This is a genomic window from Paraburkholderia sp. Clong3, from assembly GCF_050436485.1.
In the GTDB taxonomy this organism is placed as follows: Bacteria; Pseudomonadota; Gammaproteobacteria; order Burkholderiales; family Burkholderiaceae; genus Paraburkholderia; species Paraburkholderia tuberum.
On record NZ_JBNDMH010000004.1, the window covers coordinates 63782 to 79606 of the forward strand.

The 15825-nt window shown below is 60.7% G+C and carries 10 protein-coding genes and 5 pseudogenes; 9 read left to right on the forward strand and 6 right to left on the reverse strand.

The genetic code is table 11. The annotated features are described in order from the left end of the window. Positions 1 to 7: 7 nt before the first annotated feature. The 4 genes from OKW30_RS38245 to OKW30_RS38260 all read left to right on the forward strand — a co-directional run bounded on the left by OKW30_RS38245 (position 8) and on the right by OKW30_RS38260 (position 2975). A complete protein-coding gene (locus OKW30_RS38245; RefSeq protein ID WP_429349278.1) occupies positions 8 to 913 on the forward strand; it encodes a hypothetical protein in 906 nt (301 codons plus the stop codon). 289 nt (positions 914 to 1202) lie between these two features. Further along, positions 1203 to 1943: a transposase gene (locus OKW30_RS38250; protein ID WP_429349279.1), complete on the forward strand. Its 741-nt coding sequence runs from the start codon at positions 1203 to 1205 to the stop codon at positions 1941 to 1943. A gap of 188 nt (positions 1944 to 2131) precedes the next feature. Then, positions 2132 to 2296: a hypothetical protein gene (locus OKW30_RS38255; protein ID WP_429349280.1), complete on the forward strand. Its 165-nt coding sequence runs from the start codon at positions 2132 to 2134 to the stop codon at positions 2294 to 2296. A 313-nt stretch (positions 2297 to 2609) separates the two neighbouring features. After that, on the forward strand, positions 2610 to 2975 hold the full coding sequence (locus tag OKW30_RS38260) for a hypothetical protein (protein ID WP_429349281.1): 366 nt from the start codon (positions 2610 to 2612) through the stop codon (positions 2973 to 2975). Between the two features lie 100 nt (positions 2976 to 3075). On the opposite strand, the gene OKW30_RS38265 is transcribed toward OKW30_RS38260, so the two are convergent. The 4 genes from OKW30_RS38265 to OKW30_RS38280 form a co-directional block, all read right to left on the reverse strand. Continuing rightward, positions 3076 to 4302, reverse strand: coding sequence for an ISL3 family transposase (locus OKW30_RS38265; RefSeq protein ID WP_429348030.1), 1227 nt, complete (start codon positions 4300 to 4302; stop codon positions 3076 to 3078). 213 nt (positions 4303 to 4515) lie between these two features. Beyond that, a complete protein-coding gene (locus OKW30_RS38270; protein WP_429349282.1) occupies positions 4516 to 5538 on the reverse strand; it encodes a hypothetical protein in 1023 nt (340 codons plus the stop codon). Between the two features lie 22 nt (positions 5539 to 5560). Continuing rightward, positions 5561 to 8239, reverse strand: coding sequence for a DEAD/DEAH box helicase (locus OKW30_RS38275; protein WP_429349283.1), 2679 nt, complete (start codon positions 8237 to 8239; stop codon positions 5561 to 5563). A 698-nt stretch (positions 8240 to 8937) separates the two neighbouring features. Then, positions 8938 to 9246 (reverse strand): hypothetical protein, encoded by a 309-nt coding sequence (locus OKW30_RS38280; protein WP_429349284.1) that lies wholly within the window; start codon positions 9244 to 9246, stop codon positions 8938 to 8940. Positions 9247 to 9694: 448 nt separating this feature from the next. On the opposite strand from OKW30_RS38280, the pseudogene OKW30_RS38285 reads away from it, so the two are divergent. After that, positions 9695 to 9883, forward strand: a pseudogene (locus OKW30_RS38285) (transposase zinc-binding domain-containing protein); the annotation flags it as partial. Between the two features lie 294 nt (positions 9884 to 10177). Then, a pseudogene (locus OKW30_RS38290) lies at positions 10178 to 10252 on the forward strand (IS6 family transposase); the annotation flags it as partial. 416 nt (positions 10253 to 10668) lie between these two features. Here OKW30_RS38290 and OKW30_RS38295 read toward each other — a convergent pair. Both OKW30_RS38295 and OKW30_RS38300 read right to left on the reverse strand, forming a co-directional pair. Then, positions 10669 to 11823 carry an IS110 family transposase gene (locus tag OKW30_RS38295; RefSeq protein ID WP_429349285.1) on the reverse strand — a complete coding sequence of 385 codons (1155 nt, stop codon included), beginning with the start codon at positions 11821 to 11823 and terminating at the stop codon, positions 10669 to 10671. A gap of 233 nt (positions 11824 to 12056) precedes the next feature. Then, positions 12057 to 13197 (reverse strand): annotated as a pseudogene (locus OKW30_RS38300) (IS110 family transposase). A 130-nt stretch (positions 13198 to 13327) separates the two neighbouring features. Here OKW30_RS38300 and OKW30_RS38305 point away from each other — a divergent pair. The 3 genes and pseudogenes from OKW30_RS38305 to OKW30_RS38315 all read left to right on the forward strand — a co-directional run. Then, positions 13328 to 13768, forward strand: a pseudogene (locus tag OKW30_RS38305) (IS6 family transposase); the annotation flags it as partial. Positions 13769 to 13847: 79 nt separating this feature from the next. Then, a complete protein-coding gene (locus OKW30_RS38310; protein WP_429349286.1) occupies positions 13848 to 14999 on the forward strand; it encodes an IS110 family transposase in 1152 nt (383 codons plus the stop codon). A gap of 444 nt (positions 15000 to 15443) precedes the next feature. Further along, positions 15444 to 15668, forward strand: a pseudogene (locus OKW30_RS38315) (IS6 family transposase); the annotation flags it as partial. Positions 15669 to 15825 lie beyond the last annotated feature (157 nt).

Consider the following 15825-nt stretch of genomic DNA (forward strand, 5'->3'; position numbering starts at 1 on the left):
AGCAATCATGACGTCGTTTGTCGATCTGCAACAGCAATTTGCCAAAACCGAGTTTGCTGCGATTGGCATCGATCCGGGTCGGGGGCAGGTGTTTCAGCCGGCTGCGGCATTGACCGGGGACGATAGCGTTTTGTGGTCGTACCTCGATACTATTCCCGGCGCGCCGCCGATTTTCTCGTCTGCAGGCGGCGGAAGCGGCGAGACCTTTTTTCAGGCGTACTCGGCTTTGATCAACTCGTTGATCGCCGCGACCAATCCACTCGATCCGATCAAGGCTGCAAAGCAGCGCCTGAGTGCCTGGGGGGACAAACCCGCAGCCTGGAGCGTCGGGGTTGCCGGTCTGGCCCGCCAACTCCACTCCGCATCGGCGATTAGTTTTGGTTTTACCAATGATGCAGTCGCCGACCCGGCATTCTGGGGCCTTTGGGGCAATAGCGAACCGGCATCCGGGCCGAGCGCCTTGTTCGCCTCGGGTAGCGTGTCGGGGCAGTTCAAGTTCAAAAACGCGTTGTTATTTGCACCGACGCCATCGGACTGGTACGTATCGTCCGCGCTTTCACTGGCGCATGCCACGAAGACAGGACATCCGTGGAATCCCGATTCGCCGATCAACTGGCAGACGACCTTCGGTCCGAACGGAAATATGCAGTCGTTCGTGGGAGGCCTTTACGTTGCGGCCGGCCTGAATATTCAATTCACGTCGAGCACCGCATTCAGTAAAGCCGATCAGCGCCTGATCAGTGAGGCCGGGACTCAGGGGATGTGGCCGTACTACCTCGGCATCGGTAACGCGATTACCAAGATGCAGTTCAACCCCGAAGGTCAGATGACGGTTGCCGTCATGAGCGGAGCGAATTTGCCTGTCGTCATCGCGGCATCGGTGTTGTCTGCGACGCAGTATTTGGGAGGATGACGACTCTATCAACTGGTTGTTAGTTTCTCGAGATCATTGCATTTGTCTGGGAGCGGCGCCGGGCCTGGGTTGGGGATCGGCGAAGCCAGATCGGTTAGAGTCCAGATTTCTGGACGCAGCGAATGACGGGAAACCCATGCTGGCAGGCAATTCCAGTGAATTTAAGCCTTGAGCAGTTCGAACAGTTTGTCTTGCCGCATCTGCGCCGTGGTCGGCGCGGACCGCCGCCCACGCTGGCCTTGCACACGATCTTCAACTACATCCTGCGGGTGCTGTACATGGGGTGCCAGTGGAAGTGCTGCCGATCGAAAGGGATGCCAAAGGGCTGCCTGAAATCCACTACACGCGCATTTACCGGATCATGCGCCGCTGGCGCGCCGATGGCAGCATCGACCGGATCTTTTCTGGCTCGGTGCGCAAGCTTCATGAGGACCAGCTCCTTGACCTCACGGTCATTCATGGTGACGGCACGACCACGGCGGCGAAGAAAGGTGGCGACAACCTCGGGTACAGCGGTCACAAGCACCTGAAAGGCGACAAGGTGGTGGCCTTTTGTGATCGCCACTGCAACATCATCGCGCCGTTCATCTGCGCTGCGGGTAACCGCAACGAATCGCCCTTGCTGCGTGATGCGCTACCACGGCTGAGCGAGATGGCCCGCGCCATTGGCATGGACCTGCAAGGCGCCACCGTCAGCCTGGATGGCGTCTACGACTGCCGGGCCAACCGCCGTGCGATCTTCAATCGCGGCATGACCCCGAACATCCCGCAGAGCCCGCGCGGGCGCAAAACACCGAAGCGCGGTCGCAAGCAGATCTTCGAGCCGGCCATCTTCGAGGAGCGCTTCAGGACCATTGAGCGCGTCTTTGCCTGGGAAGACAAGCTTCGCCGCCTGTTGCTGCGCTTCGAACGCATCAGTGATGTGCATTACCGCGTTCAAGACGCTTGCCTATACGATGATCAATCTGCGCCACTACTGCTGAGCTTCATCGCAGGGTACGTCGTTCATCGCTGGCGCCGCGCGCCATGAACTGTCACACCATATCTGTTTCCATCCTGACCCTATTGTCGCCTTCGACAAACCGATAGCCCCATTTCCCGCAACTATCGATCCTGCTTCACCGACTCTCACCTGTCGCTGACATCATGCACGCCCGCACAAAAGCGAAACCAGCAACAAGTTGAGACAAAGCGAATATCGCCGAGGGGAAGGAGTCGGTGCTCGACCGCACGAGGCGGCTATTTTACGTCCGCTGCTCGCGTGCGGTGAAGGACCTGGCAGTCGTGCTGTTCGCCGCTGACGTGGCGGCGGCACGAGCTGCAGTGATCGAGGCCAAACTGTTTCCGGATGCTTCGCATCATGGAGTCGAGCAACTCAGCTAAATCGCGAGAAAAATTACTCGACTTGCCCGGCCGTCAGCGGACTATACCGTGCATGAGCGGTCGCCCGATCATCCCGTGACGCAACGTCTGGTCGTGGGAAAAGCGGACTTTGCGCTGCAGGCATCGAATAACCCTAAACGGAGGCGGTGACGCCCACCTTGGATCAGACTCGCGGGCATTCTCGCTGAATGTGGTTCCCGGCGGATGTAATCGGGCTGTTATCACATAAAGGGGGCTCGTTCTAACGTAATGTGGTCCCGAAACGGCCGATGTAATCGGTTCCTACGTCGGATGTAATCGAGCCGCTACAATTATGGAAACTGTCGCGTTTATCTCGACTGAGTACGGGGACGACTTGATTGTGTCCTTTGCGGTCGTCGCCCCCGCGGATGCGACTGAGATCGAAAGCCTTACCCTTCTGCGCACGCCGAAATACGAACACCTGCTGGGAGATTGGGAGCGAGGGGTGACAGTTTCGTTTGAACGGTACGTGGAAGACGAGGAGGAATTGCTGGAGGAACTCCACCTTGACAGAAAATCAGCCGTAGTGCGCCTGACAACCAGCCTGCGGAACTATGATCTGGATATTCGAAAGGTCGACGAGCGAGAGGTCAAGGCGATGCGCGAGGTGCTCATCCAGATGAACTATGATGGTCGGATTCGGCTATTGGGCGTCTAACGAGTTATGAGATCAGGTCAGCTGACGCGATGACGATGCGCAGTCGTAGATGCATCGATGAAAAGAATGGCTCTTTTGAAAATGCAGTGGGTAACGGGGCTCACGAGGCATGCGGGTTGAAGCCGGAGAAATCGAGCTTGCCAGCAACGAGAAAGAGGACCGTGCGCATCGTCGCGAAGCGCGTGTAGCCGCGAGCCTTTCGCTTGGCCGCTTGAAACAAGCCGTTGATTGCTTCGATGAAGCCGTTGGTCTGGCGCGTCTGAGTCCAGGCGACGATGCCGTCGAAGTGCCGACGAATCAGACGCGCGACGTCCTTCATCGGCTCGACTTTCGAGCGCATGACGTTGGTGCACCACTGCCGCAACATCTCGGAGACGACATGGATTTGCTTGCGCTCGAGAATCTCGCGCAGTTGCTCGCGATACAGCCATGCGCGGGCGGTGCGCTTGGTGGCGTACTGCCTGACCAGCGCCTCGAGGTCGGTCAATTGCGCCAGATTCAGTTTGTTGGCGTCCTTGAGCAGCGTCCAGCGCATCCCTTTAAGTTGTGGGTCGGCTTTCTGTTGTTGGCGGCGCACCGTATCAAGCGCCTTGGACGCGTGGGCGACGACGTGAAACTTGTCGAACGTCAGCCGCGCATTGGGCAGATGTTCGCCCACGCCTTTGATGAAGGCGGGCGACATGTCGATGCTCACCGAGGTGACCTGCTCGGGCGTGCCGTGGTGTCGGCTCAGATATGCCGCGAAGCCTTCAATCGTCTTCGCGTCACGCCCGGGCGTGACGAACACGACCCGTCGCGCCTGCATGTCGGCGACCAGCGTCAGATACTCGTGGCCGCGCCGGTACGAGGTTTCGTCAATAGCTACCGTGCTCACGTCCGACAGGTTCGCCGACGCGAGCGCGAGTTCCACATAGCGCGAACAGATGGCGTGCACGCGGTGCCACGACAGATTGACGATGCGTGCCACCGCGGCAAACGGCATCTGCTGCGCCAGCATCAGCACCAGCGCTTCGAACAGCAACGTGAAGCCGTCGAGTTGGCCGACCCAGTCGGGTTCCACCAGCCGTACCGCGCCATCCGGCAAGCGCACTCGCGGTACCCGCACTTCCAGATAGCACTCGTGCTGGAAGAAATTCAGGTGGCGCAGTCGCTTGATTTGCGTGTCATGCACTGGGTGCTCACCGGCGACCCCGGGGTAGGCGAAGCGGCTGCCAGCGACAAAGTCCACGGCAATCGTGAGCTGCCGTTTGGCCGTGTCGAAGTCGACGCCTTGCACGTACCACGGGGCCTTGATTCCCAAGGCGGCTTCAAAGAGTTGATTCGTCATGTTCGCTTCGTCTCGCATGGCTGGTTGCCGCATTCTGCCGCAACCAGCCATGCACCAGCTTGTCGGTTCAGGGCGCCTCAAGGGTTCGCTGCGCCGGGCTCACGCCCGCCCTTGACCCGCCAAATCACCCACTCGGGTTTCAAAAGAGGCAAAAGAATTTCATTCATCGACGTCAATCGCTTCGCGCGTAGCCATGCGAGATGGAATCCGAGTTTAGCGGGACGTACCTTTCACCGGTCCAGTAATGGCGCGTTTCCTTGTTGCAGCCTCTTTCGGGGTTGCAGGCGAGTTCGCCACGTTTGCTTTACCGGCAACGATGTTGCCCGATGTTGATTTACGTGGCCCAGCGGATGGCTTGACTGGTAACTTCTTTGTTACCGATTTATTGTCCTCCGCGGTCTTTGCGTTCGCCGGTGGCTTGCGGGTTGTCGAGACAGCCGACCTGGTCGCCTTCCTTGCTGTCACCTTACCTGCCGGTGGCTTGTTACGTCCGGCAACAGGCTTCGGCGGTGAGTAGGCGTCGGCCATCTCGATGCCAAACACATCGGCCACCAGCGCGTCGTCGAGCACCTTGCTGGTAGCGGGTCGTTTTGTGGATTTGGGCAGGCCAGCGCCGGCCTGCCTGACGAGATCATTGGCATTGACGCGGCGCAAGGCGAAGAGCAATTCCGGCTGTTGGTCGAGCCGCGCGCCGATGCCGTAGAGTACGGCAGCTACGTGCTTGCACATCGATGCCCAGTCCGGGCAACTGCAATTGAACCTGATTTCCTTCGGCACTGGGAAAAGACCCGTTCCGGGTTTGCAGATGCGCTCCATCACGGCAGTCGAGAATTTGCCCTGCAGCAGTTCTACCATCGAATCGATCGACCCCGAGCAGTCGGCACCAATTGTTCGCCATTGCTTTGCCGGACACGCTGTCACGCTCACGCCGACCGTGTAGAGGCTCGAACCCATTACCTGCGCTCGCACTTCGCCTGCCGTAATCTGGAGGTCAAGCACGGAACCGTTGCGCACATAGGTACGGCCGCGCGGCAGGCGGTTGGCATAGTCGCTATAGCCTTCCAGATTGTCACACCAGGCCTTGCCCCAGAAGGTTCTGGCGATGGCGCCTCGATACGACGCGATTGGCGACAGGACCGCACCAGCCTTCCTAGCCTTCGCGGCGGCCCGTTCAGCCTTTTTTCTGCGCTCCGCGACCGAGACATAGGGCTTCCATCCCCCGTAACCGTAACCCATTGCGCTTCCTCTCTCCTGACGATCAGTTTTCTTGCGCGGCATAAACGTCGAGCTTCACGAGATCGAGCAATTCACGATCGCTCATCTCGGTGAGCAGCAGTTCCGCGCCGCCCTCCAGCACATCCTTCACCAATTGCTGCTTCACTTCGATCAACTGGTCGATACGGTCCTCGATCGTGCCACGGCAGATAAACTTATGCACCAGGACGTTCCTCTGCTGGCCGATACGAAACGCACGGTCAGTCGCCTGATTTTCCACGGCCGGGTTCCACCAGCGGTCGTAGTGGATCACATGCGAAGCAGCGGTGAGATTCAACCCCGCCCCACCGGCCTTGAGCGAGAGCACGAAGAAGGGCGTCAACTCATCGTCCTGGAATCGCTTGACCAGCTCCCGGCGCCGGGCCACGGGGGTGCCGCCATGGAGCACCAGACCTTCGCGGCCAAAGATCGAACCCAGAAATGCCGCCAGCGGCTCAGTGGTCTCGCGGAACTGGGTGAATACCAGCACCTTTTCCTGCTTGGCGGCAATGACTTCGGCCAGTTGGCGCAGGCGGGCGAACTTGCCGCTGTCTTCCGCCTTCCAGGCCGCGTCACCCAACCACTGCGACGGATGGTTGCATATCTGTTTGAAGCGCATGAGGAAGCTCAGCACCACACCTTTGCGACCGATGCCTTCGGCGTCCTCAAGCGCGGCGGCCAGATCCTTCACCGCACGCTGGTAAAGCGCCGCCTGGGTCGGGCTCAGGTGGCACCAGGCCTTGAGCTCGGTCTTGTCCGGAAGGTCGTCGATTACCCGCTTGTCGGTCTTCAGGCGGCGCAGGATGTAGGGCCGTACGAGCGTTCGCAGCGGGCCGAAGTGCTCGGCCTTCGCCAGCCGCCTGGTAAAGTTGGCAAAGACCTTGTCCGAGCCCAGCAAACCGGGGTGGGTAAAATCGAAAATGGACCACAGGTCGGACAGGCGGTTTTCCACGGGGGTGCCAGTCAGCGCGATACGCGATTGTGCCTGGAGTTGCTTGACCTGTCGCGTTTGCTTGGCGCCCGGATTCTTGATCGCCTGTGCTTCATCAACGATGGCAAGGCGCCATTGGATGGTCCCCAGTACCGGCTGGCGAAGCAGCGAGCCAAAACTGGTGATAACGAGATCGATGTCCGCAAGCCGCGCGGCGTCCAGCGCACGCAAATCGGCCGCCGGCATGACCGACGGATGGGCGATCAGCAGGCGCAAGCCCGGGGCGAAGCGCTCGGCCTCTGCCGCCCAGTTGGCCAGCAGCGATGCGGGGGCGACCAGCAGGCTGGGCCGCACCTCGGTGCTTTCACGCTTCAGCACGAGCAGCAGCGAGAGTACCTGCATGGTCTTGCCCAGGCCCATATCGTCCGCCAGGCAAGCGCCCAGTCCGAGCCGGGTGAGCAGGTACAACCACCGCACGCCGGCCCGTTGGTAGGGCCGCAGGTTCGCCTTGAGTTCCGGTCCCGGACTGATCTGCGCCAACCCCTCCGGCTGACGCAATTCCTGCAGCATGTCGGCCAGCCAGGGCCCTGCAACAAGCTGCGACCAGTCGAGGTCAGCGGGGTCGGCGTTATCGTCGAGCGAAACACCCGCCAGCAGGCGTAGGGCCTCATTAAAGGGCAGACCGGTTTGTGCCGCCTTTTCCATGGCCTCGAATCGCTTCAGGAGGCGACTGAGCTTTTTCTTGTCCACCTCGACCCAGCGACCACGGATGAGTTGCAAGCCATCGGCGCCTTTGAGCAGATCCCTGACCTCGGAGGCGCTGAGACGCTCGCCGTCGAGGGAGACCTCCATGCTGAAATCGAGCAACGCATCCTTGCCCAGGAGCGAAGGCGGTCGTGCTCCGACGCTGGCTTTCACAACGGGGCGAACAGGGCGGCCCGCCTGCCAGACGCCTGGCGTGCGTACGACAATCCCGGCGGCTTCCAGTTGGGACAGGTCCGAGAGAAAGCGATGGGCGTCAAGCGGCGTCCAGCGCAGCGGATGGTATATCTCGCCGGTATCCACCATTTCGCGAAGCCAATCGCAGTGTTCCGCGGCGCGCTGCACCGGCAGCAATAATGACAGGAGCTGCGCCTTGCTCCTGGCTCCCGAAAATTCCGCCAGGGCTTGCGACAGTGGCTGGTGTTGCGCTTTGCCATGGGCCGACAGGCGCGAGGTGTAAGTCGCAAGGAAGGCGAACGGTGACTCCGTGTCCTTGCGGTTCTCAGCGAGGTTGAAATGCACACGGCCGACCAGATTCCAGGCCGGGTGGCGCAACTTGAGGAAATCCTGAAGCGAGACCATTGCGGTCGCCAGTTCCTGGTGCAAGGCAGTATCGATCTCACCCCACAGCGTGGCTAGCACATCTGGCGTCAGATACTCCCCGCCTGTCATCGGCGGCGCATCGGCAATCAGGGCATCGAAGTCCTTGGCAGCGGGCGTGACGACCGCAATCTCGCCGCCCTCGGGTGTGGCGCACAAGGCGGTGACATAGCGCGCGGCAAAATCTCGCCACCAGGCCCAGGCGGGCGGCAAAATGCGGCCGATTTCCGCCGTTCCCAGATGCAGCAGGCCATGTCCTGCGCCAAGCGCAAAAGAACTGCCTAGCCGCGGTTGTATTTCATCCGCCAATAGTGGCGCGTCGTCCTCTGGAACTGCAAGCAGGTGACCACCGGGCGTCAGGTGTGGCGCGAGAATGTCGGAAGCAGTCAAAACCGCCCGTCCTCATGGCACTGTTGCAACAAGCGCTGAAGCGGCCTGTTTTCACGGAAAGCGGCCTCGGAATCAACCGGCAGGCCCGCTGGCCCAGTGCGAACTGGGCAAAGTTCCGTCTGCCCCTGGTTCGCCGGGATTGTGGGGTGGGCCAAGCGTCCGGGGTATGCCTGGTCGCTGCGTTGAGCATGTCTTGTGAACTGTCTTTTCATCTGCTGTAGGACAACCTGATTGCTACGTATCAACTCACGGAAGCTCGCCCCCGCTCTGCCACCGGCTGACCGACCTTCAACCTTCACGGCGGTCCCCGTGAATTCTCGAATCTGGCCAGGAGAAACAGGGCTCACGATGAAAGGGTACCAAAACCTGACTCATACGAGATGGGATGCCGATGGCGCTCCCACCCGCCCGCCGAAAATCAGTTGCGCTTGTTACAAACGACCAAATGGCAGAGTGTCCTGTTGGACCGGCGGACGTTCGACGCTGCTCCTTGAACCTCCGGAGCCGGGCATCGACCGGGACGCCCCGAAGCCTGGTCACGCGCGCGGTGTAAGGTACAGCGGCGAATAGCCTGCTCGGATGCGCGTTGCGGAATCTCGCCGGGCGTGGTGAGCATCACCGTTAATGCAAGGGGCAGAACCATGGGATTTTCTTGCCGAACGTTTCTGATCGCTCGCGACGATACCCTCTCGCGGCTCTCAGGCACCAAGTTCAACAGGATGCTGCGAGATTCGGAAAGCCACAGTCTGCCCGTTTTTGCGGGGCAACGAGCGCGAATGGCCAGCGTCGTAGTCGAACTCGTGGCCGGAAACCCGGTGCGCGTCGTTCGGAGCACGTTTTCCATGCTTACTTTCGATGCGGAAGATAGCATCGACGCGAGCAGATTCGAAAAGCAGCAATATGCCCTCGCGGAGTCGGTCGTCGCACCTGTCTTTGACGTATTCGATGAAGACATCAACCAAACGGTCGTCGACGCGACTTCCCGATTCATTGCACAGGGAGGCCAATGGGTTCCGTCACGCGCTTTGGCGCCGTCATAGATCAGACCGCGTTGGGCCAACGACAATGCCGACACCTGTAAGCGGTCGCTCAAAGGCTGCTCTGCATCATCGAGTTGTCGATTCTCTCGAGTGTCGGAGGTGGGGCAACGGCGATCAGATCATACGGTCCTCGCGCAAGCTGCCACTCACGAGCGTAAAGTTTATGGTTACCCGAATGGCGGGTTTGGCCGATGATCCGTCTGTGGACTTCGCCCCTCGAACGTCCGCAACCTCATTTTCTGGTGCCGAATGCCAGCCATCTGTCGTGCCCGCTTGACATCATCGCCGTGCAGGTAGATGAAATGCGCTGCAGCACATTTCATCTACCTGCAGGTGGCTACCGACGTGCTGCGCGAAGTTACCAGTCCGCTGGAGCGTCCGCCCTCCGAGTAACGTGGGCGCAGTGTAGTACCCCATGCTGGAGGTCGCGGACATCTTCCGCGCTCAGGGCCAGTATGGCGACGCACGGTGTCGCTGAGCCTGAGGCAGCTGAAGGTCATGTCGGCCATCGAACAGTGCCGCAGCCGCGGCGCTGGGGGGACACTTGCTGCGCTGTTCCGGCTACGCACAGATCGAGGTCGCCTACAACCCCTGTTGCAATCGCGGACGAATCGCGCTCTGCAAGCTCGTCCCACGAATTGTGAAGGCGCGGGTTATTCACGGCTAAGGACCGGCTCGCCCCCGCGCACTTCCCGACCTACCTATTCCGCGTCGTCCTCATGGTCGGCGATGCAGGTTGGAATTCGTGAAATTCCATCTGCATTCCGTATCAAATCGTTGGCAATTCCTTTTATGTCAAATTGGCCGCTCGCGACGTGAAGATCAGTCACGACGGCGCTATCAGGTTATTGGACATGCGGCGGTAAAATGATGCAATGAAGAAGACGAAACCACTGCAATGAAGAAGACGAAACCACTTTATCACGGCCACCGGTTCCCCGCTGTCGTCATCAGTTGTGCTGTTCGCTGGTATTGATATGGCTTTGCGTGTCAATCACGACATTGGTTTTCGGGTTGTTGCATCGACGCATGAATTTCCTGAGGGCGGCGCAGCAGTAAGTCTCGACGGTGGATCACACTTCTATGAGCGAAACTCTGTCAAGACCGCCTATGCCAGAGTTTTCATAAAGTGTCTACTTTTGTTTGGTCTGAAGTCGCTGTTGCGCTCGTGAGAAGAACCAGCATCTCACCACCTTCTATCCGCTGACGGGTCGCCAGCCTCATCCTGCATGCGCTTACGCCGGGATCCTTTCCGGGAACATGCCCCATCTGAAAATATTCGGTTGCTTCAGCAACCCAGTGTGATCACGGGCATGTTCACTCCAACCGTGTTTGCTACGAAACTGCCTGACCGAACCTTTACCTCCTTCCTGCAAAACCTGAGGGGACTCAAGCCGACTTAAGGAGCGCGCCTTCAGGCATGACTCCGTCTTTCAGATAACGCCACAATGAGATGGCAAGACGTCGCGCTACTGCGACGATGGCGATGCGACGTGCGCGTCGGTTCGGTCCCGTGCCCTGTGTGCGTTGGTCAAACCATTTCGTTAACGCGCTGCCAGGCTGGTAGCGCAGCCAGGTCCAGGCGATCTCGATCAGCAGCGCGCGTACCCGCCGGTTTCCCTGTTTGCTGATCCCCTGGTCAACCTGGCTCTCGCCGCTGTCGAAAGGCTGCGGCACCAGTCTGACGCACGCACCGACTTCGCGGCGGTTGTTGAACTCCCGCCAGAACAACTCGAGGGCAAGGCGGGAAGCGCCTACTTCACCAATTCCCTTCAGGCGCGCCAGCGCATCACAACGCTGGCGCGCGAGTGCTGGTACGTTTGTCTGTCGCGTCTTGTCCAGCGCCGCAAGTTGCTGTTCGACGAGTGCCAGCCGTTCGCACTCGCGCAGTAATCGCTCACGCAACTCGCGCGGTAACGGCGCGCCGTCGTGGCAGTGGACCTCCCCGCGCTTGAGTCGGTCGGCGAAGGTGCGGTGGTCGACCGCGTCCCAGCAGCCGACCGTGGTCAGCAGCTTGCGCATCCGGTCGCGGTGCTGCAAAACTTCTTTTTGAAGTTGCCCGCGCTCGCGCAACAGGTGGCGCGATGCCTCGTCCTCCGGTGACGGCATGTGCACCACGTGCATGCGGTCGCGCTCGCCGCGCAGCCAGGCGCGCAGGTTGATGACGAGCTTGATGACATCGAGGCGGTCGGTCTTGGCGCGCCGCTGATGGCGTTCGACCGGAATGCTCGCCGGATCGACAACGTAGCAGTCAACGTGTCGGGACTGCAGCGCGCGACAGATCCAGAACGCATCCTGCCCGGCCTCGTAGCTCACGGCGATTCGTACGTCTTGCGGTAACGACCACTTCTCCCTGTGGGACTCGATCAGGTCCAGCATTGCCTGCAGTCGAGCCGCGGCCTGCGGCTGTGCGACCGTGTGCACGGCCGGCTTCTCGCGCCGGCCATCGTGAAACGCGACTTTCCATTTGGCCGCCGCCAGTTCCAGCGACACTGCCAGCACCGGTACGTCGCCATTACCCGTGTATGCCTGATCGGTAAGCATGATGTTCTCCTATGAGCAAACGTTAGAAAGCTGATTTTAGGCATCAGCTTGTCGAGGGCCTCGCTCATAGGATCTGATATCCGCGGGTTGGATACCGCATTACAGAGGTCCGCCTCATGAGCCTGCCGCTAACTTCCGCCGCAAGTTGGTGATGCCCGTTGCGTAATACCATCGCGGGTTGCTCGGATGCCGGGCTGCGCCGCCTTCAGGAAACTCCTTCCGTTGTTCGGGGATCACACACAGGCCGCGGGCAGTTTGCTGCGAGGTATCGCAAGCGACATGGCCAGTCGACTGATGTCCCAGATGAACGCTGCCAGTTCGCGGGCAATAGCCACGACCGTGATGTTGATGGGCTTGCCTCGCGCGGTCAGCCGGCGGAATCGTCGGCACAGCCGTACCTGGGCGTCCCAGGCGCGGTCGATGATGGCCTTGGGCAGACCTTCGAGACGGGCCTGGATTTCCGGACTGACGCGGGCAGGATGGCGGTAACTCCAGGCCACTTCGACCAGCAGCCTTCGGGCGTAGCTGTTGCCGGTTTTGCTAATGCTGCCCTGCCGGCGTTTGCCTCCCGATGAATGCTCGGATAGGGTTACGCCGAGCCAGGCCATCAGCTGACGCGGGTGTTCGAAGCGGGACAGGTCGCCCACTTCTGAAACCATCCCGACGGCGGTAACGAACTGGACGCCCCGCATGGCCTGCAGGGCCAGCACTACCGGATAGAAGCGCCAGGAGATCACCGCTTCGCGCAGGGCTGTTTCGAGACGGGCGCACTGCGCAAGCCGGTCCTCGATCGTGCGCCGGTGTTCGTCAAAGGCAAGGTGCTGCCAGGCACTGGGAAACGAACAGCGGCCCAGCCAGCGGCGGTGCGCCTCGCCCCAGTTTGCGCTGCCGGTATAGCGAACGCCATGCGCGAGCAGGAACGATTTCAGTCGATGCCGTGCACGCCGCAGATCCTCGCGGGCAGCCGCCCACGCGCGGGCGAGGTTCCGGAATGCCTCGTCTTCAATGCCGGGCACGTACACGGCCGACAGGTCGTCGGCGCGCAGCGAGCGCGCCAGCTTGATGGCATCACGCCGGTCGGTCTTTACGCGCTCGCCCGGCTTACGCGGGATCAGTGAAGGTGCGCAGACCATGCAGTCGAAGCCCTTCTGGACGAACTGACGGTACAGCCCGTAACCACATGGCCCTGCCTCGTACACGACGCGTACGTGCGGCGCCTTGGACTGCAGGCGCGTGTAGAAGGCGATCGATGTCGGCCCCGGTCGTACCGGTCCTGCCCAGCACTTCGACCTCACCCGCGTCGATCGCGTAGGCGACCGTGATCGAGTCCTTGTGAAGATCCAGTCCAACGTACACCGTGCTATCGTTTCGCATGCTGGCCTCCGTGGAGGAAATCGCCGGGGCGTGGCCCAGTCCACGCCCGTGTGGCTCTGACAGCAATGCTAACCCGCGTTCAGTTTCCCCACGGCGGGCCAGCCCCTGCCTCACGCAAAGTCATACTGCCTTCAGGTTTCAGCTCAGCCTGCGCGACATCGAGGAGTTGTTGCTAGAGCGCGGTGTCGTAGTCACATACAAAACGATCCGCTGCTGGTGTGACAAATTCGGCGCCGGATTCGCTCAGCGCGCCAGGGCGGTGCGGCCCAAACCGGGTAGCACGTGGCACCTCGACGAGATGTTCGTGAAGCTGCGCGGCGAGCCGTATCTGTTATGGCGTCCGGTCGACGAACATGGTGCCGAACTGGATGTGCTGGTGCAAAAGCGGCGCGACAAGGCTGCGGCAAATCGCTTTTTCCGGCGGGTGCTGCGTTCGAACCCGGTGCCGCGCAGGATCGTTACGGACCAGTTGCGCAGTTACCCGGCAGCAAAGGCGGATATTCCCGAACTCGCTCAGGTGAAGCACGTATTCGTCAAAGCGGCGGCACGCATGAACAATCGCGCAGAGAACAGATCCTATGAAGCGTCCAAGTCGTCGACTGGCTAACGCCTAAAATTGGCGTACCGAGGTTTGCTCACGGGAGAGCATCATGCGTACAGATCAGGGATACACGCGTACTGAGGAACCGGCGCTGGCGGTGTCACTCGAACTCGCCGCGGCGAAGTGGAAGGTAGCGTTGCACGACGGGCAGCGGGAGCAGCCGGCGGTGTACACCGTAGCGCAACCGCAAGCCCCCGCGCGCCTACAGGCCGTGCTGGAAGTGATCGAACAACAGAAGCTGAAGTGGTCGCTGCCCGCGGGCGTGCACCTTGTCGTGAGTTATGAAGCCGGCCAGGACGCGTTCTGGATCTATCGGGCGCTACGGGCACGCGGTATCGAGTGTCATGTGGTCGATCCCGCGAGCATTCCGGTCGAGCGCCACAAGCGGCGTGCCAAGACTGACCGGCTTGATGCAATCAGGCTGGTGATCAGCCTGCGCGCGTGGCTGCGCGGCGAGCGCGACCGCATGCACGTGGTGCACGTGCCGTCACCGCAGGACGAAGCGTCCCGCCATCTGATGCGCGACCGAGGGGAACTGCAGAAGGAGGTGCTACAGCATCGTGACCGGATGCGCAAACTGCTTGTCACGCTCGGCTGCTGGGATGAGGTTGACCACACGGCCTTCGCCGCCCGCCGCGCCCGTGACCAGGTGCGGTGTCACGACGGTGCGCCACTGCCGCGCGAGCTGCGGGAGCGGCTGCTGCGCGAGTGCGAACGGCTGGCGCTGGCCGTGCAGCAACTCGCGGCACTCGAGAAAACGCAACACGCTGGCCTGCCCGCACCCGCACGCGAAAGGATCGATCTTCTGACGCAGCTAAATGGCATTGGCCCGGTGGGTGGCTCGCGTCTGGCGCTCGAGCTGTTCTGGCGGGACTTCCATAACCGGCGCGAAGTTGGGGCCTGCGTAGGGCTCGTTCCACAACCCTACGACAGTGGCGAGAGCCAGGTGGACCAGGGGATCAGCAGGCAGGGCAACCGTCGCGTGCGCGCACTGCTGATTGAGATGGCGTGGTGCTGGATCCGTTACCAGCCTGGCAGTGCACTGACGCAGTGGTTCAACCAGCGCACGCAAGGCACGGGACCGAATCGCCGCGTGCGGCGCATTGCGATCGTCGCAGTAGCACGACGCCTCGCGATCGCGCTGTGGCGCTACTTGAAGGACGGCGTGATACCCGAAGGCGCACAACTGAAGTCAGTCTGAGCCCGAAAGGTATCGCGACAACGCAATCAAGGGAGGAACGATACCTGTCGATAGAGAGTTTGAAGTGAACATGCCCGTGTTGATGGCGGGTTGCTAACGCGACCGATTAAACAGATGGGGCATGCTCCCGGAACAGGTTCCGGCGTAACGCGCATAAAGGATGAGGCTGGCCATACGCCAGCGGATAGAAGTTGGTGAGACGTTGCTGTCTTACGCGCGCGATAAGCGGCTTCAGGCTAACGACGTCGACCGGCCTGTAGCCATGGTTGAAGTTGAGGGCGGGTGGAATCCGCCGGACTGCCGCGAAAATGCGGCTCGTATGGCGGCGAGCGCCATCACCCGCGCTTGCCGCCATACGCCAGCATGTCACCACTTTGCAGCGAGGAGAAAGAGACTTGACCTATCCTTTGTAAGCCAGTTCGCAAATGGCCTTGACAACTTTCTGCTCATAGAAGCCATCAGCCGACTCGCAGGCGGGAACGACACATGTGCGGCTTTCGCGATGCACGTTGCACGCAGGCGTTTCTCTCATGCTTTGGCCCGATCCGGCAGCACTTCGCCTTGCCCAGACATCAGATGAACGCGGCATGTCATCGCGCCATACTCAAGAAACGCATCGCCGCCTGGTATGGTTGGACAGTCGACGCTGAATGCGAGCAAACTATCTGATCAGGATACCTACGTTTAACCAGGAACATAGCCTATGCTCGTCAAGTTGACAAAGCCCATTTAGGCAGTATGACTTTCCGTGAGCCAGTGGCTGGCCCGCCGTGAGGAACCAAACGCGGGTTAGCATCACTGCCAGAGCCGCACGGTGTGCGCAGGG